This window comes from Qipengyuania sp. (genome assembly GCF_043423005.1).
Taxonomy (GTDB): domain Bacteria; phylum Pseudomonadota; class Alphaproteobacteria; order Sphingomonadales; family Sphingomonadaceae; genus Qipengyuania.
In genome coordinates, this window is record NZ_JBHWMI010000030.1 from 1 (window position 1) to 22,262 (window position 22,262).

Here is a 22,262-nt window from a genome sequence, read left to right on the forward strand (position 1 = left end):
ATGTGGTCAGCTGGGCCGACGGGGCGATCCGGGCGCAGGCGGCCGGCCCGGCCTATGAACCGGAACATTGCCAGGACGATGTCGACGGCTTGCTGCGCACCCGTTCCATCCGCTTCGAGGAGGCGAGCAGCGCGCTCGTCCCAGCGAGCCGCGTCCTGCTCGACGAGGTGGCCGAGGCGCTGCGCCCGTGCGTCGGCGCCTTGATCGCGATTACCGGCCACACCGACGATTCGGGTCTCGAGCCGGGCAACCTCGCCCTCAGCGAGGACCGCGCCCGCGCGGTACGCGAGGAACTGGTGCGGCGCGGCATTCCGCGCAGCGGGCTGCGCGCCCGCGGCGTGGGGTCGCAGGAACCGGTCGACGGACTGACTCCGTCCGATCCTGCCAACCGGCGGATCGAGTTCTCGGTCATCCGCCGCCAGCCGGTGGTTCCCCATCCCGTCGATACCCCCGGTCCGCGCTGACATGCCGATCTGGTTCGAACTGGTCGCAATGATGCTCGCCGCCTATGGCGCCGGCTTCCTTATCGGGTGGTCGATCTGCGGGCGGGCCCCCGCCGACGCGCAATCGCAAGAGGACGAACGATGAATACCCTGGTCGCCGAATACTGGATCTGGCTCGTCGCCGCGCTGGTCATCGGGTTGCTGATCGCATTCTATGTCTTCCACGCCAGCCGCCGCACGTCGGTCACGGGGACCAGCCGCGACGTGCTCGACGATGGGGCCGACCGGGCCGAGCGCAACCGCGCGCTCATCGATAGCGATCCTGCTGCCGCGCGCGATCCCTCCGTGCCCGCCGTCCCGACTGCGACAGCTGCCGCACCTGCCGAACCTGTGCCCCCGCCGACGGATAGCACCGGCCAAGACGAGCTGACCCGGCTGAAAGGCGTCGGCCCCAAGCTTGCCGCGCGGCTGCGCGAACTCGGCGTTGCCCGCATCGCCGATATCGCGGCATGGGACGAGGCCGACATCGATCGCATCGATGCGCAGCTCGGCCGCTTCCAGGGCCGGATCCGGCGCGACGCCTGGGTCGAACAGGCGCGTCTGCTGGGCGGCGGAGACACCGGCGGGTACGAGCAACGCTTCGGAAGGCTCGATTGACGAACCGTCAATTCTCTCTAAGCTTCGGTGTCCGGGTCGGGGAATCTGGTTGGAGATTCGCTGATGAACACCCCCATGCGCGTCCTTGTCGCGGAGGATGAATTCATTATCGGCCACGACCTGTGCGATACCGTGCAGGAAGCCGGCTATATCGTCGAGGGGCCGTTCGACCGGATCACAGCCGCCGCGCTGTCGTTCCAGAAGAACAAGCCCGATCTCGCCATTCTCGACATCCAGCTGGGCGACGGGATCGTCTATCCGCTGGCCGAACAGATGATGGCGGAGGACGTGCCGGTGATCTTCCATTCCGGTCGCTCCACCCCCGAGGAATTGATGCGGCGCTTTCCCGATGCGCGGGCGCTGTCCAAGCCGTGCCCCCCGGCCGAGGTGATCCAGACGATGCAGGCGATGCTGTCGGACTGACCGTCGCCGCCCTGCCGATCGCGGATGCCCCCCGCAAGGGAACGGCGCCGCGCCCGGCCCGTTCGTATCGTAGGATAACCGCCCATACGGAAGGACACCCCGATGTCGCTCGAAAAGATGATCGCCACGCATCCGCAGGTCGACCAACCGACCGAGGCGCTCGCCCTCGCCGCCCGCCACGCGATGCTGTGCTCGCTGTTCTGCACGTCCTGCGCCGATGCCTGCGCGGCCGAGGACATGGACATGCAGCAGTGCATCCGCACCTGCCTCGACTGCGCCGATATCTGCGCCGCGACCGCCCGTCTGGCGACGCGCCGCACCGGGCAGAATGTCGACCTGCTGCGCGCGCAGCTCGAACTGTGCATCAAGGCGTGCGAGACCTGCGCCGCCGAATGCGAACGCCACGATCACGAACACTGCCGGCTATGCGCCGTCATGTGCCGCGAATGCGCCGAGGATTGCCGCAAGGCTCTGCCCATGGTGAAGTGACGGGCGGGCCGGCCCCGTGCTAGGAAGCGGGCGATGCGCAAGCTTCGTACCGCCCTCTCCCTTCCCGCGACCGACCTTGCGCTGACCGGTCAGGCAGCCCTTTTGCTGATCGGATATGCCACCCTCATCCGGCTGTTCCCCCCGCGACATTGGCGCCACCGGACGCCCCGCATCGCGCCAGCGCGCCCGGCCCGGGGTGACGAGCCATTCCGCGTGCGACGGGCGCTCGGGCGGGCGCTACGTAATCTGCCGTTTGCGCCCAATTGCCTGCCTCAGGCGCTTGCCGCACGCCACCTGCTGCACCGCCGCGGTGTTGCGTACGCCCTGCATGTCGGGGCCTGCCGGGACGAGGCGGGAGCGCCGCGGTTCCATGCCTGGACGATCGCCGGCGGGCTGTGGGTCACCGGTGAAAGCGATGACGGCCTGTTCGTGCCGTTCGCCCTTGCCGCCTCGACAGCGCCCGCGCCCCCTTGCGAACCCCCGGCAAGGCTGGCATCGCCACCGGCGCAGTAAAGGAGCTGATATGGCGCGCATGGCCGCTTTTGCCTGGGACGATCCGTTCAACCTCGAAGATCAGCTGACCGAGGACGAACGCATGATCCGCGATGCCGCGCACGGCTTCGCGCAAGGCGAATTGCAGCCCCGGGTCCAGAAAGCCTTCGCAGGCGAACTCGATGCGCCGGAACTGTTCCCGCTGATGGGCGAAGCCGGTCTGCTGGGCGCCACCATTCCCGAGGAATATGGCGGCGCTGGCGCAAGCTATGTCGCTTACGGCCTGATCGCGCGCGAGATCGAGCGGGTCGATTCGGGTTACCGCTCGATGGCGAGCGTGCAGTCCAGTCTCGTCATGTATCCGATCCATGCCTATGGCTCGGAAGAGCAGAAGCGCAAATATCTTCCGGGGCTGGCGAGCGGCAAGTTGATCGGCTGCTTCGGCCTGACCGAGCCCGATGCGGGTTCCGATCCCGGCGGGATGACCACCTTCGCCAAAAAGAACGGTGACGGCTATTCGATCAGCGGGTCCAAGACCTGGATTTCGAATTCGCCCTTCGCCGATGTCTTCGTCGTCTGGGCCAAGAGCGAGGCGCATGGCGGGGCGATCCGCGGCTTCGTGCTCGACAAGGGCATGGCGGGCCTTTCCGCCCCCCGCATCGAAGGCAAGCTGAGCCTGCGGGCCTCGACCACCGGCATGATCGTGATGGACGAGGTCAAGGTGGGACCCGATGCCTTGCTGCCCGAGGTCGAAGGGCTGAAAGGCCCGTTCGGCTGCCTCAACCGTGCGCGTTACGGCATCAGCTGGGGCGCCATGGGCGCAGCCGAGTTCTGCATGGACGCCGCCCGGCAGTACGGGCTGGATCGCAAGCAGTTCGGCGTGCCGCTGGCGAGCAAGCAGCTCTATCAGCTCAAGCTTGCCAACATGCTGACCGACATCGCGCTGGGCCTCCAGGCATCACTGCGGGTCGGCCGGCTGATGGACGAAGGGCGCTTCGCACCCGAAATGATCTCCATCGTCAAGCGCAACAATGTCGGCAAGGCACTCGAGATCGCCCGCCACGGGCGCGACATGCATGGCGGCAACGGCATTTCGGAAGAGTATCACGTCATCCGCCACATGGTGAACCTCGAGACGGTCAACACCTACGAAGGCACGCATGATGTCCACGCGCTGATCCTCGGCCGCGCGATCACCGGCATTCCGGCGTTCTGAGGTGGATAGGCGGCACGTCGGCGCTGCGGCGCGCAAAGGCGGCCTGTCCTACACCGCGCCCCTGTGCCAGCGACGCCGGATGATTGACCGCCCCGCCCGCACGCCCTTGCCCCCGATGCCTGCCATGTTTGCGGGACGGCGGTTTCTTTCCGCCCAGGACTGTGTGACAAGTGTGACAGGCGGGGGGATCGGGCCATGAAACTGCACGGCTATTACCGCAGCTCGACCAGCTATCGCCTGCGCATCGCGCTCGAGCTGAAGGGGCTGGAATACGACTATATCGGGGTGAACCTGCTCGAAGGCGAACAGAAGGGCGAGGCGTTCGCCAGCCGAAACCCCTTCGGCAGTGTGCCGATGCTGGAGGCCGGGGGGCGCGACCGGGTGCAATCGATGGCGCTGCTCGAATGGCTCGACGAGGCCTATCCCGAACGCCCGCTGCTCCCTGCCGGGATCGAGGACCGCTACCTCGCCCGCGAACTGGCCTATGCCATCGCGACCGAGCTGCACGCGCCGCTCAACCTGCCGGTGCTCAAGTACCTGAAGGATCCGCTCGGTCATTCGCAGGACGAGATCGACAGATGGTATCGGCACTGGCTCAAGCGCACCCTTGCCCCGGTGGAACAGCGTCTGGCCGAGGTCGGCAGCGGGCACTTCCTGTTCGATCGCCCCGGCCTGTTCGAGGTCGTCCTGCTGCCGCAGGTCTACAATGCGCGCCGCTTCGCCTTCGATTTCGGGGCGATGCCGCAGATCGAGCGGATCGAGGCCGCCTGCCTCGCCCTGCCCGAGTTTCAACGCGCCCACCCCGACGCGCAGCCCGACAATCCCGCAAATCAGAAAGAGAGCACCCGCCCATGAAACTCGCCACCCTCAAGGACGGAACCCGTGACGGCAAGCTAATTGTGGTCTCGAAGGACCTCACCCGCTATTGCGCGGCGGACAACATCGCGCCGACGCTGCAATACGCGCTCGACAACTGGGAACAGATCGCGCCCAAGCTCGAAGCGCTCTACACCGATGTGCAGCACGAGGCCGTGCCGTGCCAGCGGTTCCACGAGCGCGAGGCCCATTCGCCCCTGCCGCGCGCCTATCAGTGGGCCGATGGCAGCGCCTACATCAATCACGTCGAACTGGTGCGCAAGGCGCGTAATGCCGAGGTGCCGGAGAGCTTCTACCACGATCCGTTGATGTATCAGGGCGGCAGCGACAGCTTCCTCGCCCCGCGCGAGGACATTCCGCTCAAGGACGTGGCCTGGGGCTGTGACATGGAAGGCGAGATCGCGGTCATCACCGACGACGTGCCGATGGGCGTTTCGGGCGAGGAGGCGGCGGGCCACATCAAGCTGCTCATGCTGGTCAACGACGTCTCGCTGCGCGGTCTCATTCCGGGCGAGCTTGCCAAGGGATTCGGGTTCTTCCAGTCCAAGCCGGCGAGCGCGTTCTCGCCGGTCGCCGTCACACCTGATGAACTGGGCGAGGCCTGGCAGGGCAATGTCATCCATCTGCCGCTGATGGTCGACTATAACGGCCAGCCCTTCGGCCGCGCCGACGCCGGCAAGGATGCGACCTTCAGCCTGGCCGATCTCGTCGCCCATGCGGCGAAGACCCGCAACCTTGGCGCGGGCACGATCATCGGCTCGGGCACGGTCTCCAACCAGGGGCCCAACGGCGATCCGGGCAAGCCGGTCAGCGAAGGCGGCCTCGGCTACAGCTGCATCGCGGAAATCCGCATGATCGAGACGATCGCCGGCGGCGAGGCGACAACGCGCTTCATGCAGCCCGGGGACACCGTGCGGGTGGAAATGAAAGACAAGGCCGGGCATTCGATCTTCGGCGCGATCGAGCAGAAGGTGGTCGCCGCCTGACCTCGTCCGCGTCGCAGCCCTTGTCCGGCAAGCGGATCGGGCTGCTTTCGTCCTGGGTCTCGCGCCGCAATGGCGGGGTGTTCGAAGCCGTGGTGCGGCAGGCGGACATCCTGCGGGAGCTTGGGGCGCAGCCGGTGATTTTCGGCCTGCGGGACGGGTTCGCGGACGAAGACCGATACCGGCTGGGAGACGCCGAAGTGTATCTGGCCCCTGTCGTGGGGCCACCTGCGATCGGCTATGCCCCGACCCTCGTGCCGCTGCTGATCGAAGCGCGGCTCGACGCGCTGCATTGCCATGGCATCTGGCAACATCATGTCGCCGCTGCCGGGCGCTGGGCGCGAACCCGGGGGCGCCCGCTGATCGTCAGCCCGCACGGCATGCTCGACCCTTGGGTCACCCGCCGCAACCGCTGGAAGAAGGCGCTCGCACGGGCGGCCTGGGAACGGCGAAGCTGGAACCGGGCGACGCTGTTCCATGCCCTCACCTCGGACGAGGGTGCGGATATCGCGCGCGAGGTGCCGGGCGTGCGGATCGCTGTCGTTCCCAACCCCGCCCCGCCGCTCTCGCATGGCGCGGGCGAACGGCTGCCGCCGCCGGCCGTCCTCTATCTGGGGCGGATCCATGCCAAGAAGAACCTTGCCGCGCTGATCGAGGGATGGCGCCTCGCCCGCCCCCGTCTCGGCGACGATGCGCGACTGGTTATCGCCGGCTGGGGGGATGATGATGGCATCGCGGCGCTGGAAGGTTGGGTCGGGTCGGCAGACGACGGCGTCCGCTTCGTCGGCACCGCCTTCGGATCGCAGAAGGCCGCCCTCCTCGCCGCCGCCCGGTTCGTGGTGTTGCCCTCGCTCAGCGAAGGATTGCCGATGGTCGTCCTCGAAGGATGGGCCGCCGGCGTGCCGTCGATCATGACCAGCGCCTGCCACCTTCCCGAAGGTTTCGCGCAAGGGGCCGCGCTCGAATGCGGCACCGATCCCCCCAGCATCGCAGCGGCCCTGATCGCCGGGCTCGGTCTGCCGCCGCAGCAGTGGCGCGCGATGTCGGCTGCCGCCCGGTCGCTAGCAGACGGAACCTTCGGCGGGGAGCGGATCGCCCGGCGTTGGGAAGCGATTTACCGCGAGGTGCTGGCGTGATGCCGGTGCCCCGGGGTCTATCCGTCCTGCCGTGAGCAATCCTTCGCCCGAAGCGCAGCGGCGTCCTCGGCCAGCCCGCGCTCCTCGAGGTTGCGAAGGAACGGGGCGAGCGCGGGGCAGGGAATGCCGCCCCCCGCCAGAGTGCGCGCCCGTTCCCGCAAGGTGGCCTCGTCGACAGCATAGCCATCGAGATAGGCGCTAGCCCAGCGGGGATCGCTTGCCACGCGCTGCAACAGGACGGCGCGGCCGCCTGCGGTCCTTCCGAGCTGCGCGAGATAGGTCTGCACCGGCGCGAACTGCGGATGCGTGCGCAGGAGAGTCTCGATCCGCCCCGCTGCCGCAGCGTAGTCTCCCGCTTCCAGTGCGACGCCGAAGAAATAGGCTTGGGTCAGCGGCTCGCGCCGGCTCAACCGATCGGCCACGACGAAGGCAGCCTGCGCGCCGGCGGTGTCGCCCTGCATGGTGCGGGCAGCCCCCAGAAACGCCGCCCCGCGCCGATCAAGCGGGTCGCTTGCGATGGCGCGCATCGCCGCCGCCTCGGCCTCGGCGAACCGCCCCGCACCCAGCATCTGCGCCGCCTCTGCAACCCACGCCTCGCTACGCAGCGGCATGTGCAGTGCCTGCCCCGCGCCCTGCCGCTGGCCGGCAAGACGATCGAGGCCGCTCAGGACAACGAGCATGGCGAATGCTGCGATCGCCAGGCTCGCCAGCCCCCGCCTCACGCGCGGGCGCGGCTGCCGTCGCCGGCGTAGGCGTAGTAGTCGTAGCCATAATAGGCGGAGTAGCGGTTCCCGAGCCGGGCCGGATCGAACTTCACCAGCACCGCACCGAGGATGACTGGGTCCATCGCCCGCAACCGCCGCAACGCCGCCTTGAGCGACCCGCTGCGTCCGCGCTCCGCCTCGACCACGAACACCGTGCCATCGGCGATCGCGGCGAGCATGGGCGCGTCGGCAAGTCCGAGAACCGGCGGGCTGTCGAGAATGATCGCGGCATAGTCGGCCGCGGCAAGTTCCAGCAATTGCGCCATCCGCGGCGACGAGAGCAGTTCAGACGGGCTGGGTGGAAGCGGCCCGGCAGGCACCAGGTCGAATGCGCCCTCTGTCGATTCGATGGTCTTCACCGCACTGGCGAGCGGCTGCTGGGAGACGAGAAGATCGGTCAGACCGCGGGTATTTTCGGTGCCGGCAAGATGATGCAGCGCGGGGCGGCGCATGTCGGCATCGATCAGCAGTGTGCGCTGCCCGATCCGCGCAAGGCCCTGCGCAAGAGCGAGACTGGTCGTGCTCTTGCCCTCGCCGGCCTGCGCACTGGTGACGACAATGATCTTCGGTAGCCCGCGCGAGGTCGAGTACAGCAACGCCCCGCGCAAGGAATTATAGGCTTCGGATACCGGCGAGCCCGGATCGCGCAGCGCTTCCAGCGGGCTGCGCTCCTCGCTTCGCGGCACGACGCCGAGAAGGGAGAGGTCGAGCTTGCCCTCGACATCCTCAGGCGTGTGGATCACGTCATCGAGCTGGTCGCGCAGGAATACCGCCAGGCCTGCCAGCCCCAGCCCCAGCAACAGGCCCAGCGCCAGATTGCGCGGTACATTGGGCGAGGATGGTTGCTCCGGCACCTGCGCGCGGTCGATGATGGTCACATTGCTCGATGCGATGCCGGCCGATGCGTTGAGTTCGCGATACCTCTGCAAGAGACCGTCGTAGATGGTCCGCGCCGTATCCGCTTCGCGCGCGAGCACATTGTAACGGACCGATTGCTGCTGCTCCTGCAAGGTTGCCCCGCGGGCCTGCTCTACCTGCCCCTGCAATCGCCCTTCGGCAGCCGCGGCGGCGCGATAATCGGCCTCGATCGACTGACGGACCTCGTTCGCCGTCCGCTGAAGCTGAGCAGTCACCCCGGCAAGATCGGCCTCGATCCGCGCAATCGCCGGATGGCCCGGCAGATAGCGTTCGCGGGCGGCCTGCAGTTCGCTGTCGAGCTCGGCCCGCCGCGTCATCAGCGATTGCACGGTCGGATTGGCCAGCACGGGCCGCGAGGCGAGCGGCGCCGTTCCCTGCACCGCTTCCCACTGCGCCTGTGCGGCGATGCGGGCTTCGCGCGCGCGGATTGCCGCCTCGTTGTATTGCAGCAGGCTGGACGAGGTGACGGTCCCCGCCTCGGCATCCCGCGAACTGGGGGCGAAGGCATCGCGGGTGCGGATGAGGCTCACCCCGCGGGCATAATCGTTGAGCGCCGCTTCGCTGTTTTCGAGCATCGCCCGCGCCTCGTCGAGCTGACCGGAGACAAACTTGCGGGCATAGGCGGAACTGTCGAACCGGCGCTGGAGGTTCTGCTGGATGAATTCCTCGGCCAGCGTATTGGCAACGCGCGCCGACATCCCGGCATCGGTGCTGGTAAAGCCAATCGCTGCGATCCGGGTCGAACGACGCAATTCGACCGAAGTCGCCGATTGCACCAGGGCCACCGCCAGCGATCGGCGGGCCGGTTCGGGCTCGTTCATCGTCGCCGCCGGGGCGCCCATCGCATCGAAGAAGGCCTGGCTCTTGGCGAGATCTAGTGCGGCAACGACCCGTTCGGCCAGCGCCCGACTGCGCAGCACATCGAGCTGGGTATTGAGGAAGCGTTCGGTGTCCCAATCCGAAGGGGGCGCGACATTGCCTTCGAACCGGCTGCCCAGCACCTCGTCGCTTTGATCGTTGATCTGCACGCTGGATACGGCGGTGTAACGCGGGGTATCGAGCAGGGTGGCGACCAGCGCCAGCAACACCGCCGCCGCAATGATGCCGAGCGCCATTGCCCAATACCTCCGCAACGCCGCCAGGACAGCGCGGACGTTCCGCCCGACCGTGCTTTCCGCCGCACCGGAATAGGCAGCGTAGCGGTCTGCGATGCCGGTTGCCGTGGGCACGGGGGGTGCGCTCAGTTCGGTCATCAATAGGGCCGGAAGATGCCGAGTACGGGGATCGCCCGCACGAAATCCTGATAGGCTCCGCGCAGGCTCGAATAACCCACCACGACGAGATCACCCGGCTGCAAGGCAAGATCGGGTGCCCGCCCGCCGCGGATGGCCTGCACATCGAAGCGGGCGGCTTGCCGGTTCGCACCGATGGTGCGGAAGACCATCACCTCGTCGAGCTTGGCAGTTTCGGTCGGGCTACGGGCCAGCGCGAGAGCCGACAGCAGCGTCTGGCCTTCGACAAAGGGAAACACCCCGGGCTGTTCCACCTCGCCTTCGACGGCAATGGTCCGCTCGCTTCCTTCACGAATGATGACGCTGACCCTGGGGTCGCGCAGATAGTTGGCGCGGTAGGCATCCTCGATCGTCCGGGCGAGCTGGGTTGCGGTAAGCCCGGCCGCGGCGACGTCTCCGATCAAGGGCAGGCTGACGACACCGCCATTGTCGAGGGCGATTTCCTCCACCGTCAGCTCGGGTTCCTCATAGACCCTGACTGCGATCGTATCGCCTGCGCCCAATCGATAGGGCCCTGCCGCTTGTTCCGCCCCCGGCCCGGCGGACGCGGCAAGCGCTGCGTAGCCGGCAGAACCGGCCGGCATGACGGGATCGAGCGCGGGCTGACATGCCGCCAGCAGCACCGCCGCCCCCGCCCCCGCCAGTGTACCTGCCGACTTGATCAAGCCGCCCATTCTGTCCGTCCGTCCTGTGCCGCCCGATCCCCTGGCGGCTGATGCAGCATGCCCGCCGCAACCCCTGCAAGGCAGGCTAGTGCCATGTTCCGCAGCGGATAATCAATCGCCGAATGCAGCATCATCACCAGCAGCGTTCCGAGGGCGAAAACGAGGTGCGCCCGCCCCCGGCGTCCGGCACGCTGCCAACTTCCGAAAGCCAGCATCCCCAGAATGACAGCGCCGCTGATGAGAAGGACAGGAGCTGCCGCGCCCGCCTCGATCGCAAATTCGAGATAGTCGTTATGCGCGCGGTTCGGGAACAAGGCGTCGAGCCGGGAGGCATCCTCGAATGGCAGGAACGCCTCGACAAACGTCCCGACCCCCGCTCCGGCCGGAAACCATGCTTGCAAGGCGATCAGCGTATCCTGCCACAGGGCGAGGCGCGGATCGGCGACCCCGTCGAACCGGTCGACTACTCCGGCGATGCGGGGATGGAACGCAAATCCCGCCGTCACTACCGCAACACCAAGGCCGATGATGGCCGATCGCCGCGACCTTGCTCTCTCGAAGGAGGAATACAGCAGCCAGCAACAGGCCAGACCAACCGGTAGCATCAGCGCAAGGCCGGCGCGCGAACCGGTCAGCAAGGTTGCCAGCGCCAGAAACGCCAGCCCCCCGGCGGCGAACCAGCTTCTGCTGCGTGCCCTTTGCTGACCGGAAGCCGTCCACGCCGCGATAGCCAATGCCCCCACGAGCATCCCGTCTGCCGCCGCGTTGCGGTTGGCGAAGAACCCGGTCAACCACCCCGAATGGACCTTTTCGTAAAGGCGAAAAGCCTCGGGCCCGACGGTAACCTGCACCGCCCCGAGCATGGCCCCTATCAAGGTAACACTTCCTATGATCAGCAGGACCGCACGCCTGTCCTGCATGGTTAAGGACGCTGTTGCCCACATCGCCCCAACCGCGGGAACAATCGCCAGAAAGGAGGCCAGCGTTGTTGTCGGCGCAATGCTGAGCGGGCGCCAGCTGTGTTCTTCGTTCACCAGCGCCAGCGCCCTCAGCTGGATCTCGCGTCCGGGCAGTGCCTGCCACACGAACGGCGGGAGCGGGACGACCTGGACCAGCGGAAGGGCGAGGACCGCCGCGCCGAGTATGACCAGCGATCGCGGAACCGGCTCGTTGCCATGCTGGTGCGTTCGCGGCGGCCCGGCCCAGAACCAGGCGAACGCGGCCAGGGCGAACGCCATTTGCACCGCGATCTCCGCCTTCGGGGCGGGCGTGCCGCCGCCGCCCAGGACCATCGCCAGCGCCACGTAGGTGCAGGCGATTGCGCCCCGGCGGGTTACCCTGTCAACTGTCGCGCGCAGCCCCGCCCCCCTGTCCGACCCGGCGAGGATATGGCCGCGGGCGCAGGCGAACACAAATCAGATCGTGCGGGCGATCACCATTTTCATGATCTCGTTCGAACCGCCGAAGATCCGGGTGATGCGGCTGTCGCGATACATCCGGGCGATGGGATAATCGTTGATGTAGCCCGCCCCGCCATGCAGCTGCAGGCACTTGTCGACGACTTCTCCTTGCAGCTCGGTGACCCAGTATTTCGCCATGCACGCGGTCGGCACGTCGAGCTTGCCTTCAAGGTGCTTGGCGATGCAGTCGTTCACGAAGATGCGCGCAGCCGTGCCCCGGGCCTTCAGGTCCGCCAAGGTGAACTGGGTGTTCTGGAAATCCCAGATTGTCTTCCCGAACGCCTTGCGATCCTTGACGTAGGCGACGGTTTCCTCAAGCGCGCGCTCGATCACGGTCATCGCGCCCATGGCGATGATCAGCCGCTCCTGCGGCAACTCGCCCATCAGCTGATAGAAGCCCTGCCCCTCGACCCCGCCGAGGACGTTCTCCGCCGGCACGAACACATCGTCGAAGAACAGTTCGGACGTGTCCTGCGCATCGAGCCCGATCTTGTCGAGCTTCTTGCCCCGCTGGAACCCTTCGGCTCCATCGGTTTCGAGCAGCATCAGCGAAATGCCCTTGGCCCGTTCCTGCGGATCGGTCTTGGCGACGACGATGACGAAATCGGCGATCTGGCCGTTGGAGATATAGGTCTTGGCACCGTTGATACGGTAACCGTTGCCATCCTTGAGGGCTGTGGTGGTGATCGACTGAAGGTCGCTGCCGACGCCGGGCTCGGTCATCGCGATGGCGCTGACCAGATCGCCGGTCACGAGGCGCGGCAGGTACTTCTTCTTCTGCTCCTCGGTACCGTGGCGCACGAGGTAGGGCAGGATGACCGTGTTGTGGAGGCTCGCAGAGAAGCCCTCGACACCGTGCTTGCCCTGCTGATCGACGACGACCATCTCGTGCCGGAAGTCGCCGCCATGCCCGCCGTATTCCTCGGGCACTGAACTGCCGAGCAGCCCCGCCGCGCCAGCTTCGCGCCAGAACTCGCGTTCGACCTGACCGTCCTCGCGCCATTTCAGCACCCGCTTTTCCGGGGCATGCTTTTCATAGAACTTGCCAACCGCATCCGAGAAGATTGCAATCTCCTCGTCGTCCATGAAAGCGGGCTGGGGGACATCGATCACCGGCATCTTACTTTCCCTTCCAGTTGGGCGCCCGCTTTTCGGCAAAGGCAGCGGCGCCTTCGCGCGCATCTTCCGAGACGAACACCGGACCGATCAGTTGTCCCTGTCGCTCGTAGCGCTCGTTCATCGGCCAGGCGCGCGATTCCCGCAGGACCTGCTTCGATACCCGCACCGCCAGCGGACCGTTGGCCGCGATCGTGGCCGCCAGTTCCTTTGCGCCGTCCAGCGCGCTGCCATCGGTCACGCGGTTGATGAGGCCAAGCTCGTAGGCCCGCTGGGCGGAGATGAAATCGCCGGTCAGCGCCAGTTCCATGGCGATCCGTTCGGGGATCTGGTCGGGCAGCATCATCACCCCGCCCGCCCCGGCCACAAGCCCGCGCTTGACCTCGGGAATACCGAACTTCGCGCCGGAGTTCGCGACGACGAGGTCGCACGCAATCATCAGTTCGAGCCCGCCCGCCAGCGCATAGCCTTCGACCGCGGCGATCAGCGGCTTTGCCGGCGGCTTCTGCACGACACCCCCGAAACCGCGGCCCTCGACCGTTGGCGATTCGCCGCGCAGAAACCCCTTGAGATCCATGCCCGAACAGAACGATCCGCCGGCCCCGGCCAGAATGCCGACCCGCAAGCTGTCATCGGAATCCAGCCGGTCCATCGCTTCGGCTATGCCCATCGCTGCCGCCCGGTTCATGGCATTCTTCGCCTCGGGCCGGTTGATGGTGACGATCAATACGCCGTCTTCGACCTCGGTCAGCAGTTCCTCGCTCATCGCGGCACTCTCCCAATTGCAATCTGAAACTTGTCTTGCGCCCTTGCTGCGTGAGGTTTACGCAAACGTCAACCGCGAATAGCCGAACCGACAGGAGAGCTCGCCATGGCCGAAGCCTATATCATCGATGCCGTCCGCACCCCCCGCGGGATCGGCAAGCAGGGCAAGGGCGCTCTTGCCGCGATGCACCCGCAACATCTTGCCGCAACCGTTCTGAAGGCGATCAAGGAACGCAACGATCTCGACACCGCGACGGTGGACGATGTGATCTGGTCGGTCAGCACGCAGGACGGGATGCAGGGCGGCGACCTTGGCCGGATGGCTGCGCTCGATGCCGGCTATGACGTGCGCTCGAGTGGGACCACGCTCGACCGGTTCTGCGGCGGCGGCATCACCTCGGTCGCTCTCGCCGCGGCGCAGGTGATGAGCGGGATGGAGGATTGCGTCGTCGCCGGCGGGACCGAGATGATGAGCCTGACCGCACAGATGACGAAGGAAAAGATGGACGCCGGCCTCCGCCCGCCGATGATGGGCAGCTACAACGAGCGGCTCCAGGCAAGTCATCCGCAAAGCCATCAGGGCGTCTGCGGCGATGCGATCGCCACGATGGAAGGCTTTACCCGCGAGGAGCTGGACGAGGTCGGCTATCGCAGCCAGCAGCGCGCCGCGCAGGCGATCGAGGAGGGGCGGTTCGATCGCTCGATCATCCCGGTGCTCGACGATGCCGGCAATGTCGTGCTCGACAAGGAAGAGTTTCCACGGCCGCAGACGACCCGCGAGGGGCTGAGCCAGCTCGAACCGGCTTTCTCCCGCATTGCGACGACCCCGCTCGACAAGGACGGCACCACCTTCTCCGGGCTGGTCAACAAGAAGTACCCCGATGTCGAGATCGAGCATTTCCACCATGCCGGCAACAGCTCGGGCGTGGTGGACGGGGCGGCGGCGGTTCTCATCACCAGCCGTGCCTATGCCGAGCAGCACGGCCTGAAGCCGCGCGCGCGGATTGTCGCGACCGCCAATATGGGCGATGATCCCACACTGATGCTCAACGCCCCGGTGCCGGCGGCGAAGAAAGTGCTGGAAAAGGCCGGGCTGACCAAGGACGACATCGATCTCTACGAGATCAACGAAGCCTTCGCGGTGGTCGCGGCAAAGTTCGTGCGCGACCTCGACCTCGACTGGGACAAGGTCAACGTCAATGGCGGATCGATTGCACTTGGCCATCCGATCGGCGCGACCGGTTCGATCCTGATCGGTACGGTGCTCGACGAGCTCGAGCGGCAGGACAAGCGCTATGGCCTGGTGACGATGTGCGCTGCCGGAGGGATGGCCCCGGCCATCATCATCGAGCGGGTCGACGATTTCGTCGACTGAGCGCGGGGGCGGGGGCCGCCGCGGCGCGCGCCCCACCTGTCCCCTCCAATCCGCCAGCCCTATTTGAGCGGCAGGATCTGCCCGATGATGTAGTCGGCCGCTTCCTGCGGGCTCATTGCCACGGTGTTGACGCGGATTTCCGGCGCCTCGGGCTCCTCGTAGGGACTGTCGATCCCGGTGAAGTTCTTCAGTTCGCCGGCCCGGGCCTTCTTGTAGAGACCCTTCACGTCGCGCTGCTCCGCCACCTCGAGGGGTGTGTCGACGAAAATCTCGATGAATTCGCCCTCGCCCATCATCTCGCGCACCAGCCGCCGGTCGGCCCGGAACGGGCTGATGAAGGCGGTCAGCACGATCAGGCCCGCATCGGTCATCAGCTTGGCGACCTCGCCGATCCGGCGGATGTTCTCGATCCGGTCGCTTTCGGTGAAGCCCAGGTCCTTGTTGAGGCCGTGGCGCACATTGTCCCCGTCAAGCAGGAACGTGTGACGGTTCATGATCGCGAGCTTCTTCTCGACCTCGTTGGCAATCGTCGACTTGCCCGATCCAGAAAGCCCGGTGAACCACAGGACGCGCGGTTTCTGGTTCTTCATCGCCGCATGATCGTCACGAGTGATGTCGACCGCCTGCCAATGCACGTTCTGCGCCCGTCGCAGGCTGAAATGCAGCATGCCCGCGCCGACCGTGTGGTTGGTGATCTTGTCGATCAGGATGAAGCCCCCCAGCGCCCGGTTCTCGGCATAGGGAGCGAATACGATCCGCTTGTCGGTGGTGATTTCGGCCACGCCGATCGCATTGAGATCGAGCGTCTTGGCCGCCAGATGCTCCATCGTATTGACGTTGATCTCGTATTTCGGCTCGGCAACGGTGACCGAAACCGTCTGGGTGCCGAGCTTGAGCCAGTAGGCCCGGCCCACCACCAGGGGATCTTCGTCCATCCACACGATCGTCGCTTCGAACTGGTCGGCAACTTCGGGCGGGCTGTCGGCCGCGGCAAGGACATCGCCGCGCGAACAGTCGATCTCGTCCGCCAGGGTGACGGTAACCGACTGGCCGGCCTCTGCGCTTGCAAGATCGCCGTCCATCGTTGAGATCGAAGCGACCGTGCTGGTCTTGCCCGAAGGCAGAGAGCGCACCGCATCCCCCGGCCTGATCGTGCCGGTGGCGACAAGCCCTGCGAAACCGCGAAAATCGAGATTGGGCCGATTGACCCATTGCACCGGCATCGTGAACGGCCGGTCGAGATTGGCGTCGCTTCCGACCTCGACTGCTTCGAGATGCTCCATCAGCGTCGGCCCGCCATACCACGGCGTGTTGTCGGACTGGGTGGTGATGTTGTCGCCGGCGAGGCCCGAGATCGGGATGGCGGTGAACGCCTCGATCCCGATGCTCTGCGCGAACTCGGCATAGTCGGCGAGAATCGCCTGATACTGTGCTTCGTCGTAGCCGATGAGGTCCATCTTGTTGACCGCCAGCACCAGGTTGCGGATGCCGAGCTGGTGGCAGAGGAAGCTGTGCCGCCGGGTCTGGACCAGCACGCCCTTGCGCGCATCGATCAGGATTACCGCCAAGTCGGCGGTCGACGCGCCCGTCACCATGTTGCGGGTGTACTGTTCGTGCCCCGGGCAATCGGCGACGATGAACTTGCGGTTCTCGGTGCTGAAGAAGCGGTAGGCGACGTCGATGGTGATGCCCTGCTCGCGTTCCGCAGCGAGGCCATCGACCAGAAGGGCAAAGTCGATCTCCTGCCCCTGCGTTCCGACCCGCTTGCTGTCGCTTTCGAGCGCAGCCAGCTGATCCTCGAAGATCATCTTGGAATCGTACAGCAGCCGCCCGATGAGGGTGGATTTGCCATCGTCCACGCTGCCGCAGGTGATGAAGCGCAGCATGGTCTTGTGCTGGTGCTTCTCGAGATAGCCGTCGATGTCCTCGGCGATCAGGGCGTCGGTCTGGTAGGCGGGATGCTCGGTCATCAGAAATATCCCTCCTGCTTCTTCTTCTCCATCGACGTGTCGCCCGCATCCTTGTCGATCACCCTCCCCTGGCGTTCGGAGGTCGTGGTGAGCAGCATTTCCTGAATGATCTCGGGCAGCGTTGCCGCCGTGCTTTCGACGGCGCCGGTCAGCGGGAAGCAGCCTAGCGTGCGGAAGCGGATCGAGCGGTCGGTAAGCTCCGGGCGCTTGCCCATGACCCGTTCCAGCCGTTCGATATCGTCGGCCATGAACAGCCCGCCTTCATATTCGAACGTCGGCCGGACAGCCGAAAAGTACAGCGGGACGATGTCAATGTCTTCCAGGTGAATGTACTGCCAGATGTCGAGCTCGGTCCAGTTCGACAGAGGGAACACGCGAATGCTTTCGCCCTTCTTCTTGCGGGCATTGTAGAGATTCCACAGCTCCGGACGCTGGTTCTTCGGATCCCACCCGTGGCTCGCGGTACGGAACGAGAAGATCCGCTCCTTCGCGCGGCTTTTTTCCTCGTCACGCCGGGCGCCCCCGAAGGCCGCATCGAAACCGAACTTGTCGAGCGCCTGCTTCAACCCTTGTGTCTTCCACATATCGGTGTGGAGCGGGCCATGGTCGAACGGGTTGATGCCAAGCTCGTGCGCTTCGGGGTTCTGATGGACCAGCAACTCCATCCCCGCGTCCGCCGCGCTCTTTTCACGCAGGGCGTACATGTCCTTGAACTTCCACGTGGTATCGACATGGAGCAGCGGAAACGGCGGCGGCGATGGATAGAACGCCTTCTTGGCCAGATGCAGCATTACCGCGCTGTCCTTGCCGATCGAATACAGCATCACCGGCTTGTCCGCCTCGGAGACGACCTCGCGCATGATATGAATGCTTTCGGCCTCGAGCCGCTGCAAATGGGTAAGGGTCATGTCGGGATTATCTCTGGACTAGGGTACGGTCGGCCACGGGAAGGACATCGCAAACGGGGCTATGGCATCAAGCTACGACCCGCGAACCCCGGCTGCCGTCCCTTGTTCCATCTTAGGCGCGATCTTGAACGCGCACAATCTCCCCGTCCCGTTCCGGGGCACCTTGGGCGACTAAACATACAATCAGGTCTGGGGCGTCTGGCGCGAGTAGAGAGCAAAGCCCCAGGCCGGCAGATCGACCGTCGAACCCTTGTCGAACACCGCTTCGCCGCCGCGCATCTCGGTATAACGCCCCGCCGGCAAACCATCGGCAAGGGTGGCTGTAACCGGGCGAGCGCTCATGTTGAAAAGGCCGAGCACTTTGTTCCCGTCCCGTTCGCGCACCCACGCCAGCAGCTGTTCCGGGCGGTCGCTTTCCACCTTGTGCATCACCGCGCCCCATCCGCCGTTGTCGAGCGCCCGGTTGGCCTTGCGAAAGGCAATCAACCGCGCAATGAGGTCGCCATAGGTGCAGCCCTGCGCCTGGCGCCAGTCGATCGGATCGCGCTCGAAGAACTCCAGCCGCTTGGCGTTGCATGCCTCCATTCCGTTATGGACCAGCGGGATGCCCTGCCCCGTGAAGCTGAGCGCCGTCATCACTTCGAGCGCGGGGCCGTAATTCTCCTTCAGCGTGCCTTCCCAGGCATTGCTGTCGTGATTCTCGATATAGGTCATGCGCATGGTGTCATGCGGCCACAGGCTTTCGTTCTCGGCATAATAGCCATAGAAGCTGGTGGCGTTGCCCTTGCCTTGCGCGACGTTCTTCGAAGTGTTGTGCCAGTCCCAGGCATAGGTTGCATCGAAGGCGGCGAACGCCCATGCGGACTGCTGCACCTCACCCAGCATGAACACCGGCCGGATCGCTTCCAGCCGGCCGCGCATCGTCTCCCAGAAATCGAGCGGCACATACCCGGCGACATCGGCGCGGTAACCGTCGACGCGAAATTCGCGCACCCAGTATTCCATCGCCTTGCCGACATGCTCGCGCACGCCGGGCTCCGACCAGTCGAGGTCGATGATGTCGGACCAGTCCCACCACGGGGTCGGGCGGAAGCGGCCGTCCCAAGTCTTCTCGTACCAGTCTGGGTGCTGCTTCGCGAGGTCGTTGTCCCAGGCGGTGTGATTGGCCACCAGATCTAGGATGACCTTGAAGCCTTGCGCATGTGCGGCATCGACGAAGGCGCGGAAATCCGCCTCGGTCCCGAACTCAGGATTGACCGCGTAATAGTCCTGCACCGAATAGGGGCTGCCGAGCGTGCCCTTGCGGTTTTCTTTGCCGATGGGGTGGATCGGCATCAGCCACAGGATGTCGACGCCGAGCGCCTTCAACCGCGGCAATTGGGCTTGTGCCGCGCGAAAGGTGCCCGCCGGAGTGAACTGCCGCGTGTTGATCTGATAGATCACCGCCTTGCGCGACCACTCTGGGTGACGGATCGTCACCTTGCTTTGCGGTGTCCACGGCGAGGCGGCGGCGGTTTGCGGCGCCGGCGATACGGTTGCACAGCCGCTCAGCGCAAGTGCGGCGGCGGCGGCGATCATCGGCTTACGCATGGTCAGCTTCTCCAGGTACCGTCACCCGCAGCATCGCGAAAGCCGCCAGGGCCCAGCTCGCGGCGGCGAACAGCATCGTCCATATGGGGTCGGCAGGGAAAAAGGCCTTCATGACGCTGCCCATCACGGTCGCCACCAGCAGCTGCGGCACCACGATGAAGATGTTGAACAGTCCCATATAGATGCCGAGCTTCGCCTGCGGCAAAGAGCTCGCGAGGATGGCATAGGGCATGGCGAGGATCGAGGCCCAGGCGATGCCCTTGAGCACCTCGCACACGATCAGCAGTTCCGGATCACGCAGCACGAAATAGCCGAGAAAGCCGAGAGCGCCCAGCATCAGGCAGATGGTGTGCGTACGCGCTTTCCCGAAGCGCCGCGAAAGCCACGGCAGCAGCACCAGCGCGGCCACCGCGGCCACCGCGTTCTGCACCGTGTAAATAAGGTTCCACCAGTTCGCGCCCTCGTTGTAGGCCGGGGTCGCCGGATCAGCGCTGCCGTAAAAATATTGCGAGACGATCGGCCCGGAATAAATCCACATGATGAACAGCGCCGACCAGCTGAAGAACTGGACGAGGGCGAGCCTCTTCATCGTATCGGGCATGCCGGAAAAATCGCCGACGATGCTCGACAGCATGTTCGCCGCCCGGCCGGATTTGGCCATGGCGATCGCCACCGCGCTGAGCACCCCGTAGGCGGCGAGCAGACCGCCGAGCAGCAGGATCTCCTTTTCCAGCCCCAACGGATCGACCGCCAGGATGATCGCGAGGCCAAGGCCGATCCACACCAGGGGCGCAGCATAGCTCTTGGTGGAAAGCGCCCGAACGCTCGCCCCCTCTTCCTGCGCCCGGCTGTCGGCGAAGCGTGCCATTTCCTCGGGGCTGAATTCGCGGGTCGTCGCAACGGTCCAGCCAATGGCACCGAACAGCGCCGCGGCACCGGCCCAGAAGCTCCATCGCACGGTATCGGGGATTTCGCCGGGCGGGGCGACATTGCTGACCCCGGCCTGCTCCAGCAGCCAGGGAAAGATCGCCGCGACCACTGCGCCTGCGCTGATGAAGGCGGTCTGCACGGCATAACCGGTCGCGTGCTGAGACGTGTCGAGCATATCGCCGACCAAGGCGCGGAACGGCTCCATCGAGATATTGAGGCTGGCATCGAGCAGCCACAGGAGCGCTGCGGCGAAAACCAGCGGCGCAGCAAATACCGGGGCGAGCGGCATGAGGATGAGCGAAATCGCGGCCAGCAGCGCGCCGGTCAGGAAATAGGGGCGCCGGCGGCCCAGCCGGTTCCAGGTCCGGTCCGACAAGTGGCCGACGATTGGCTGCACGATCAGCCCGGTCAGCGGCGCTGCCACCCACAAGGCGGGCAAATCGTCGAGCGACGCGCCGACGGTCTGGAAAATCCGGCTCATGTTCGAGTTTTGCAGCACGAAGCCGATCTGGATGCCGAAAAACCCGAAGCTGATATTCCACAGCCCGGCAGCGGATTGCCGTGGCCGGCGCGTCAGGGGCGCCGTGTGAGGGGCGAGATCGGGGGCCAGCTGCTGCGCCATGTCACGCCATCCTCGTTATGATGTCTTTGCACCGGATCTTTTGCGTCCGGACGGATGTGATCGGCTTGCATGGATGCACCGGCGAAACCAGAGCGCATACGAATACGTCAGCCGCCCGCGATGACCGTGCTGCCCCGCACCACCAGCCTGCCGGGCAGCCGCCGGCGGGGCGGTTCGCCGCCCTCGATCCGCGCAAGCAGCGCCTCGACCAAGGCTTCGCCCGCACCCTTGACGTCCTGCATGATGGTGGTGAGCGGAGGGGTCGTCAGCGATGCGGCAGGGATGTCGTCGAAGCCGACCACCGCCACCTCCTGCGGCACGGCGATGCCGTGGCGGGTGAGCGTGCGCAGGGCACCGATCGCGATGAGATCGCTCGCGGCGAAGATTGCATCGAACGGGCGACCGCTGGCGATCAGCGCTTCGGCTGCGTGCTGGCCCGCCTCCTCGGTAGTGATCGCGTCGAACTGCAGCGCCTCGTCCGGCTGATGGCCGGCGTTGCGCAAGGCCTCGTGCAACCCGGCGCAGCGGCTGGCGAATTCGGGGTAGTGCTCGTCCGCATGGCCGAGGAATGCGATCCGCGTGCGGCCACACCCGATCAGATGCTCCCCGGCAAGCCGCCCGGCATGGTGATTGTCGGTCCCGATGGTGGAACAGCCCCGGTCGCTCGACACCGAACCCCAGCGGGCGAACACGGTCCCCTGCTGCTCCAGCTGTTCCAGCCGCTGGCGGTAGACGGTGTAGTCCCCGTAGCCGAGCAGGATGAGGCCATCGGCCCGGCGGCTATCCTGATATCGCACATGCCAGTCATCCTCCATCCGCTGGAACGAGATCAGCAGATCGAGCCGCCGATCGGCGCAGGCCCGGGTGATCGCGCTCAGCATGGCGAGGAAGAACGGATTGATCATGCTGCCATCCGAGGTCTCGTCCTCGAACAGCAGCAGGGCGATCGTATCGGTCCGCTGCGAGCGCAGTGACGACGCATTCCGGTCGACCGTGTAGTTGAGGTCGCGTGCGATCTGCTCGATCCTGAGGCGGGTCTGTTCGCTGACCGAACGATCGCCGCGCAGCGCCCGGCTGACCGTCGGCTGCGAAACCCCCGCCGCGTAGGCGATGTCGAAACTGGTCGGTCGCCCGCTCGCCTTGCGGCCCATCGATCCTCCTGCCCTGCAACG

Annotated in this window: 22 protein-coding genes; 11 read left to right on the forward strand and 11 right to left on the reverse strand. The window is 65.8% G+C overall.

Features of this window, described 5'->3' with window-relative positions; all coding sequences use genetic code 11:
* From ACHFFA_RS05160 to ACHFFA_RS05205, 10 genes are all read left to right on the forward strand, one after another.
* Positions 1–464 (forward strand): OmpA family protein (locus ACHFFA_RS05160; RefSeq protein ID WP_394269773.1); only part of this gene is annotated, 464 nt, incomplete at its 5' end.
* A gap of 1 nt (position 465) precedes the next feature.
* Positions 466–588 (forward strand): hypothetical protein, encoded by a 123-nt coding sequence (locus ACHFFA_RS05165; protein WP_394269774.1) that lies wholly within the window; start codon positions 466–468, stop codon positions 586–588.
* A complete protein-coding gene (locus ACHFFA_RS05170) occupies positions 585–1,100 on the forward strand; it encodes a hypothetical protein (RefSeq protein ID WP_394269775.1) in 516 nt (171 codons plus the stop codon). Before ACHFFA_RS05165 ends, ACHFFA_RS05170 begins: the two co-directional genes overlap by 4 nt.
* Positions 1,101–1,163: 63 nt before the next feature.
* On the forward strand, positions 1,164–1,523 hold the full coding sequence (locus tag ACHFFA_RS05175) for a response regulator (RefSeq protein WP_394269776.1): 360 nt from the start codon (positions 1,164–1,166) through the stop codon (positions 1,521–1,523).
* Positions 1,524–1,625: 102 nt separating this feature from the next.
* Positions 1,626–2,012 (forward strand): four-helix bundle copper-binding protein, encoded by a 387-nt coding sequence (locus ACHFFA_RS05180; protein WP_394269777.1) that lies wholly within the window; start codon positions 1,626–1,628, stop codon positions 2,010–2,012.
* A 33-nt stretch (positions 2,013–2,045) separates the two neighbouring features.
* Positions 2,046–2,525: a lasso peptide biosynthesis B2 protein gene (locus ACHFFA_RS05185; RefSeq protein ID WP_394269778.1), complete on the forward strand. Its 480-nt coding sequence runs from the start codon at positions 2,046–2,048 to the stop codon at positions 2,523–2,525.
* Positions 2,526–2,535: 10 nt separating this feature from the next.
* Positions 2,536–3,720 carry an acyl-CoA dehydrogenase gene (locus tag ACHFFA_RS05190; RefSeq protein ID WP_394269779.1) on the forward strand — a complete coding sequence of 395 codons (1,185 nt, stop codon included), beginning with the start codon at positions 2,536–2,538 and terminating at the stop codon, positions 3,718–3,720.
* Positions 3,721–3,915: 195 nt separating this feature from the next.
* On the forward strand, positions 3,916–4,575 hold the full coding sequence (maiA, locus tag ACHFFA_RS05195; RefSeq protein ID WP_394269780.1) for a maleylacetoacetate isomerase: 660 nt from the start codon (positions 3,916–3,918) through the stop codon (positions 4,573–4,575).
* Positions 4,572–5,582 (forward strand): fumarylacetoacetate hydrolase family protein, encoded by a 1,011-nt coding sequence (locus ACHFFA_RS05200; protein ID WP_394269781.1) that lies wholly within the window; start codon positions 4,572–4,574, stop codon positions 5,580–5,582. Before maiA ends, ACHFFA_RS05200 begins: the two co-directional genes overlap by 4 nt.
* A 20-nt stretch (positions 5,583–5,602) precedes the next feature.
* Complete coding sequence (locus ACHFFA_RS05205; RefSeq protein ID WP_394269782.1) at positions 5,603–6,715, forward strand: glycosyltransferase; 1,113 nt, start codon at positions 5,603–5,605, stop codon at positions 6,713–6,715.
* Positions 6,716–6,732: 17 nt separating this feature from the next.
* On the opposite strand, the gene ACHFFA_RS05210 is transcribed toward ACHFFA_RS05205, so the two are convergent.
* From ACHFFA_RS05210 to ACHFFA_RS05235, 6 genes are read right to left on the reverse strand one after another with little or no spacing between them, the layout of a single operon-like run.
* Positions 6,733–7,395 carry a hypothetical protein gene (locus ACHFFA_RS05210; protein ID WP_394269783.1) on the reverse strand — a complete coding sequence of 221 codons (663 nt, stop codon included), beginning with the start codon at positions 7,393–7,395 and terminating at the stop codon, positions 6,733–6,735.
* A 38-nt stretch (positions 7,396–7,433) separates the two neighbouring features.
* Positions 7,434–9,650, reverse strand: coding sequence for a GumC family protein (locus ACHFFA_RS05215; RefSeq protein ID WP_394269784.1), 2,217 nt, complete (start codon positions 9,648–9,650; stop codon positions 7,434–7,436).
* A complete protein-coding gene (locus ACHFFA_RS05220) occupies positions 9,650–10,363 on the reverse strand; it encodes a polysaccharide biosynthesis/export family protein (RefSeq protein WP_394269785.1) in 714 nt (237 codons plus the stop codon). The genes ACHFFA_RS05215 and ACHFFA_RS05220 overlap by 1 nt, the downstream gene beginning before the upstream one ends.
* Positions 10,351–11,766, reverse strand: a complete 1,416-nt coding sequence (locus ACHFFA_RS05225) for an O-antigen ligase family protein (protein ID WP_394269786.1) — start codon at positions 11,764–11,766, stop codon at positions 10,351–10,353. The genes ACHFFA_RS05220 and ACHFFA_RS05225 overlap by 13 nt, the downstream gene beginning before the upstream one ends.
* Positions 11,767–11,769: 3 nt before the next feature.
* Positions 11,770–12,933: an acyl-CoA dehydrogenase family protein gene (locus ACHFFA_RS05230; RefSeq protein ID WP_394269787.1), complete on the reverse strand. Its 1,164-nt coding sequence runs from the start codon at positions 12,931–12,933 to the stop codon at positions 11,770–11,772.
* Position 12,934: 1 nt separating this feature from the next.
* Positions 12,935–13,696, reverse strand: a complete 762-nt coding sequence (locus tag ACHFFA_RS05235) for a crotonase/enoyl-CoA hydratase family protein (RefSeq protein ID WP_394269788.1) — start codon at positions 13,694–13,696, stop codon at positions 12,935–12,937.
* A 105-nt stretch (positions 13,697–13,801) separates the two neighbouring features.
* Between ACHFFA_RS05235 and ACHFFA_RS05240 the strand changes: the two genes are divergently transcribed.
* Positions 13,802–15,070, forward strand: a complete 1,269-nt coding sequence (locus ACHFFA_RS05240) for an acetyl-CoA C-acetyltransferase (protein WP_394269789.1) — start codon at positions 13,802–13,804, stop codon at positions 15,068–15,070.
* A gap of 59 nt (positions 15,071–15,129) precedes the next feature.
* Here ACHFFA_RS05240 and cysN read toward each other — a convergent pair whose 3' ends face one another.
* The 5 genes from cysN to ACHFFA_RS05265 all read right to left on the reverse strand — a co-directional run bounded on the left by cysN (position 15,130) and on the right by ACHFFA_RS05265 (position 22,241).
* Positions 15,130–17,040: a sulfate adenylyltransferase subunit CysN gene (gene cysN, locus ACHFFA_RS05245; RefSeq protein WP_394269790.1), complete on the reverse strand. Its 1,911-nt coding sequence runs from the start codon at positions 17,038–17,040 to the stop codon at positions 15,130–15,132.
* A complete protein-coding gene (cysD, locus tag ACHFFA_RS05250) occupies positions 17,040–17,948 on the reverse strand; it encodes a sulfate adenylyltransferase subunit CysD (protein WP_394269791.1) in 909 nt (302 codons plus the stop codon). The genes cysN and cysD overlap by 1 nt, the downstream gene beginning before the upstream one ends.
* Before the next feature lie 183 nt (positions 17,949–18,131).
* Positions 18,132–19,538: an alpha-amylase family glycosyl hydrolase gene (locus ACHFFA_RS05255; protein ID WP_394269792.1), complete on the reverse strand. Its 1,407-nt coding sequence runs from the start codon at positions 19,536–19,538 to the stop codon at positions 18,132–18,134.
* Positions 19,531–21,090 carry an MFS transporter gene (locus tag ACHFFA_RS05260; RefSeq protein WP_394269793.1) on the reverse strand — a complete coding sequence of 520 codons (1,560 nt, stop codon included), beginning with the start codon at positions 21,088–21,090 and terminating at the stop codon, positions 19,531–19,533. Before ACHFFA_RS05260 ends, ACHFFA_RS05255 begins: the two co-directional genes overlap by 8 nt.
* A 107-nt stretch (positions 21,091–21,197) precedes the next feature.
* On the reverse strand, positions 21,198–22,241 hold the full coding sequence (locus ACHFFA_RS05265) for a LacI family DNA-binding transcriptional regulator (RefSeq protein ID WP_394269794.1): 1,044 nt from the start codon (positions 22,239–22,241) through the stop codon (positions 21,198–21,200).
* Positions 22,242–22,262 lie beyond the last annotated feature (21 nt).

What these genes read in the sequence shown, in the direction of transcription:
- ACHFFA_RS05165 (WP_394269774.1), top strand. Translation starts at nt 466, where the DNA reads ATGCCGATCTGGTTCGAACTGGTCGCAATGATGCTCGCCGCCTATGGC.
- ACHFFA_RS05170 (WP_394269775.1), top strand. Translation starts at nt 585, where the DNA reads ATGAATACCCTGGTCGCCGAATACTGGATCTGGCTCGTCGCCGCGCTG.
- ACHFFA_RS05175 (WP_394269776.1), top strand. Translation starts at nt 1,164, where the DNA reads ATGAACACCCCCATGCGCGTCCTTGTCGCGGAGGATGAATTCATTATC.
- ACHFFA_RS05180 (WP_394269777.1), top strand. Translation starts at nt 1,626, where the DNA reads ATGTCGCTCGAAAAGATGATCGCCACGCATCCGCAGGTCGACCAACCG.
- ACHFFA_RS05185 (WP_394269778.1), top strand. Translation starts at nt 2,046, where the DNA reads ATGCGCAAGCTTCGTACCGCCCTCTCCCTTCCCGCGACCGACCTTGCG.
- ACHFFA_RS05190 (WP_394269779.1), top strand. Translation starts at nt 2,536, where the DNA reads ATGGCGCGCATGGCCGCTTTTGCCTGGGACGATCCGTTCAACCTCGAA.
- maiA (WP_394269780.1), top strand. Translation starts at nt 3,916, where the DNA reads ATGAAACTGCACGGCTATTACCGCAGCTCGACCAGCTATCGCCTGCGC.
- ACHFFA_RS05200 (WP_394269781.1), top strand. Translation starts at nt 4,572, where the DNA reads ATGAAACTCGCCACCCTCAAGGACGGAACCCGTGACGGCAAGCTAATT.
- ACHFFA_RS05210 (WP_394269783.1), bottom strand. Translation starts at nt 7,395, where the DNA reads ATGCTCGTTGTCCTGAGCGGCCTCGATCGTCTTGCCGGCCAGCGGCAG.
- ACHFFA_RS05215 (WP_394269784.1), bottom strand. Translation starts at nt 9,650, where the DNA reads ATGACCGAACTGAGCGCACCCCCCGTGCCCACGGCAACCGGCATCGCA.
- ACHFFA_RS05220 (WP_394269785.1), bottom strand. Translation starts at nt 10,363, where the DNA reads ATGGGCGGCTTGATCAAGTCGGCAGGTACACTGGCGGGGGCGGGGGCG.
- ACHFFA_RS05230 (WP_394269787.1), bottom strand. Translation starts at nt 12,933, where the DNA reads ATGCCGGTGATCGATGTCCCCCAGCCCGCTTTCATGGACGACGAGGAG.
- ACHFFA_RS05235 (WP_394269788.1), bottom strand. Translation starts at nt 13,696, where the DNA reads ATGAGCGAGGAACTGCTGACCGAGGTCGAAGACGGCGTATTGATCGTC.
- ACHFFA_RS05240 (WP_394269789.1), top strand. Translation starts at nt 13,802, where the DNA reads ATGGCCGAAGCCTATATCATCGATGCCGTCCGCACCCCCCGCGGGATC.
- cysN (WP_394269790.1), bottom strand. Translation starts at nt 17,040, where the DNA reads ATGACCGAGCATCCCGCCTACCAGACCGACGCCCTGATCGCCGAGGAC.
- cysD (WP_394269791.1), bottom strand. Translation starts at nt 17,948, where the DNA reads ATGACCCTTACCCATTTGCAGCGGCTCGAGGCCGAAAGCATTCATATC.
- ACHFFA_RS05255 (WP_394269792.1), bottom strand. Translation starts at nt 19,538, where the DNA reads ATGCGTAAGCCGATGATCGCCGCCGCCGCCGCACTTGCGCTGAGCGGC.
- ACHFFA_RS05260 (WP_394269793.1), bottom strand. Translation starts at nt 21,090, where the DNA reads ATGGCGCAGCAGCTGGCCCCCGATCTCGCCCCTCACACGGCGCCCCTG.
- ACHFFA_RS05265 (WP_394269794.1), bottom strand. Translation starts at nt 22,241, where the DNA reads ATGGGCCGCAAGGCGAGCGGGCGACCGACCAGTTTCGACATCGCCTAC.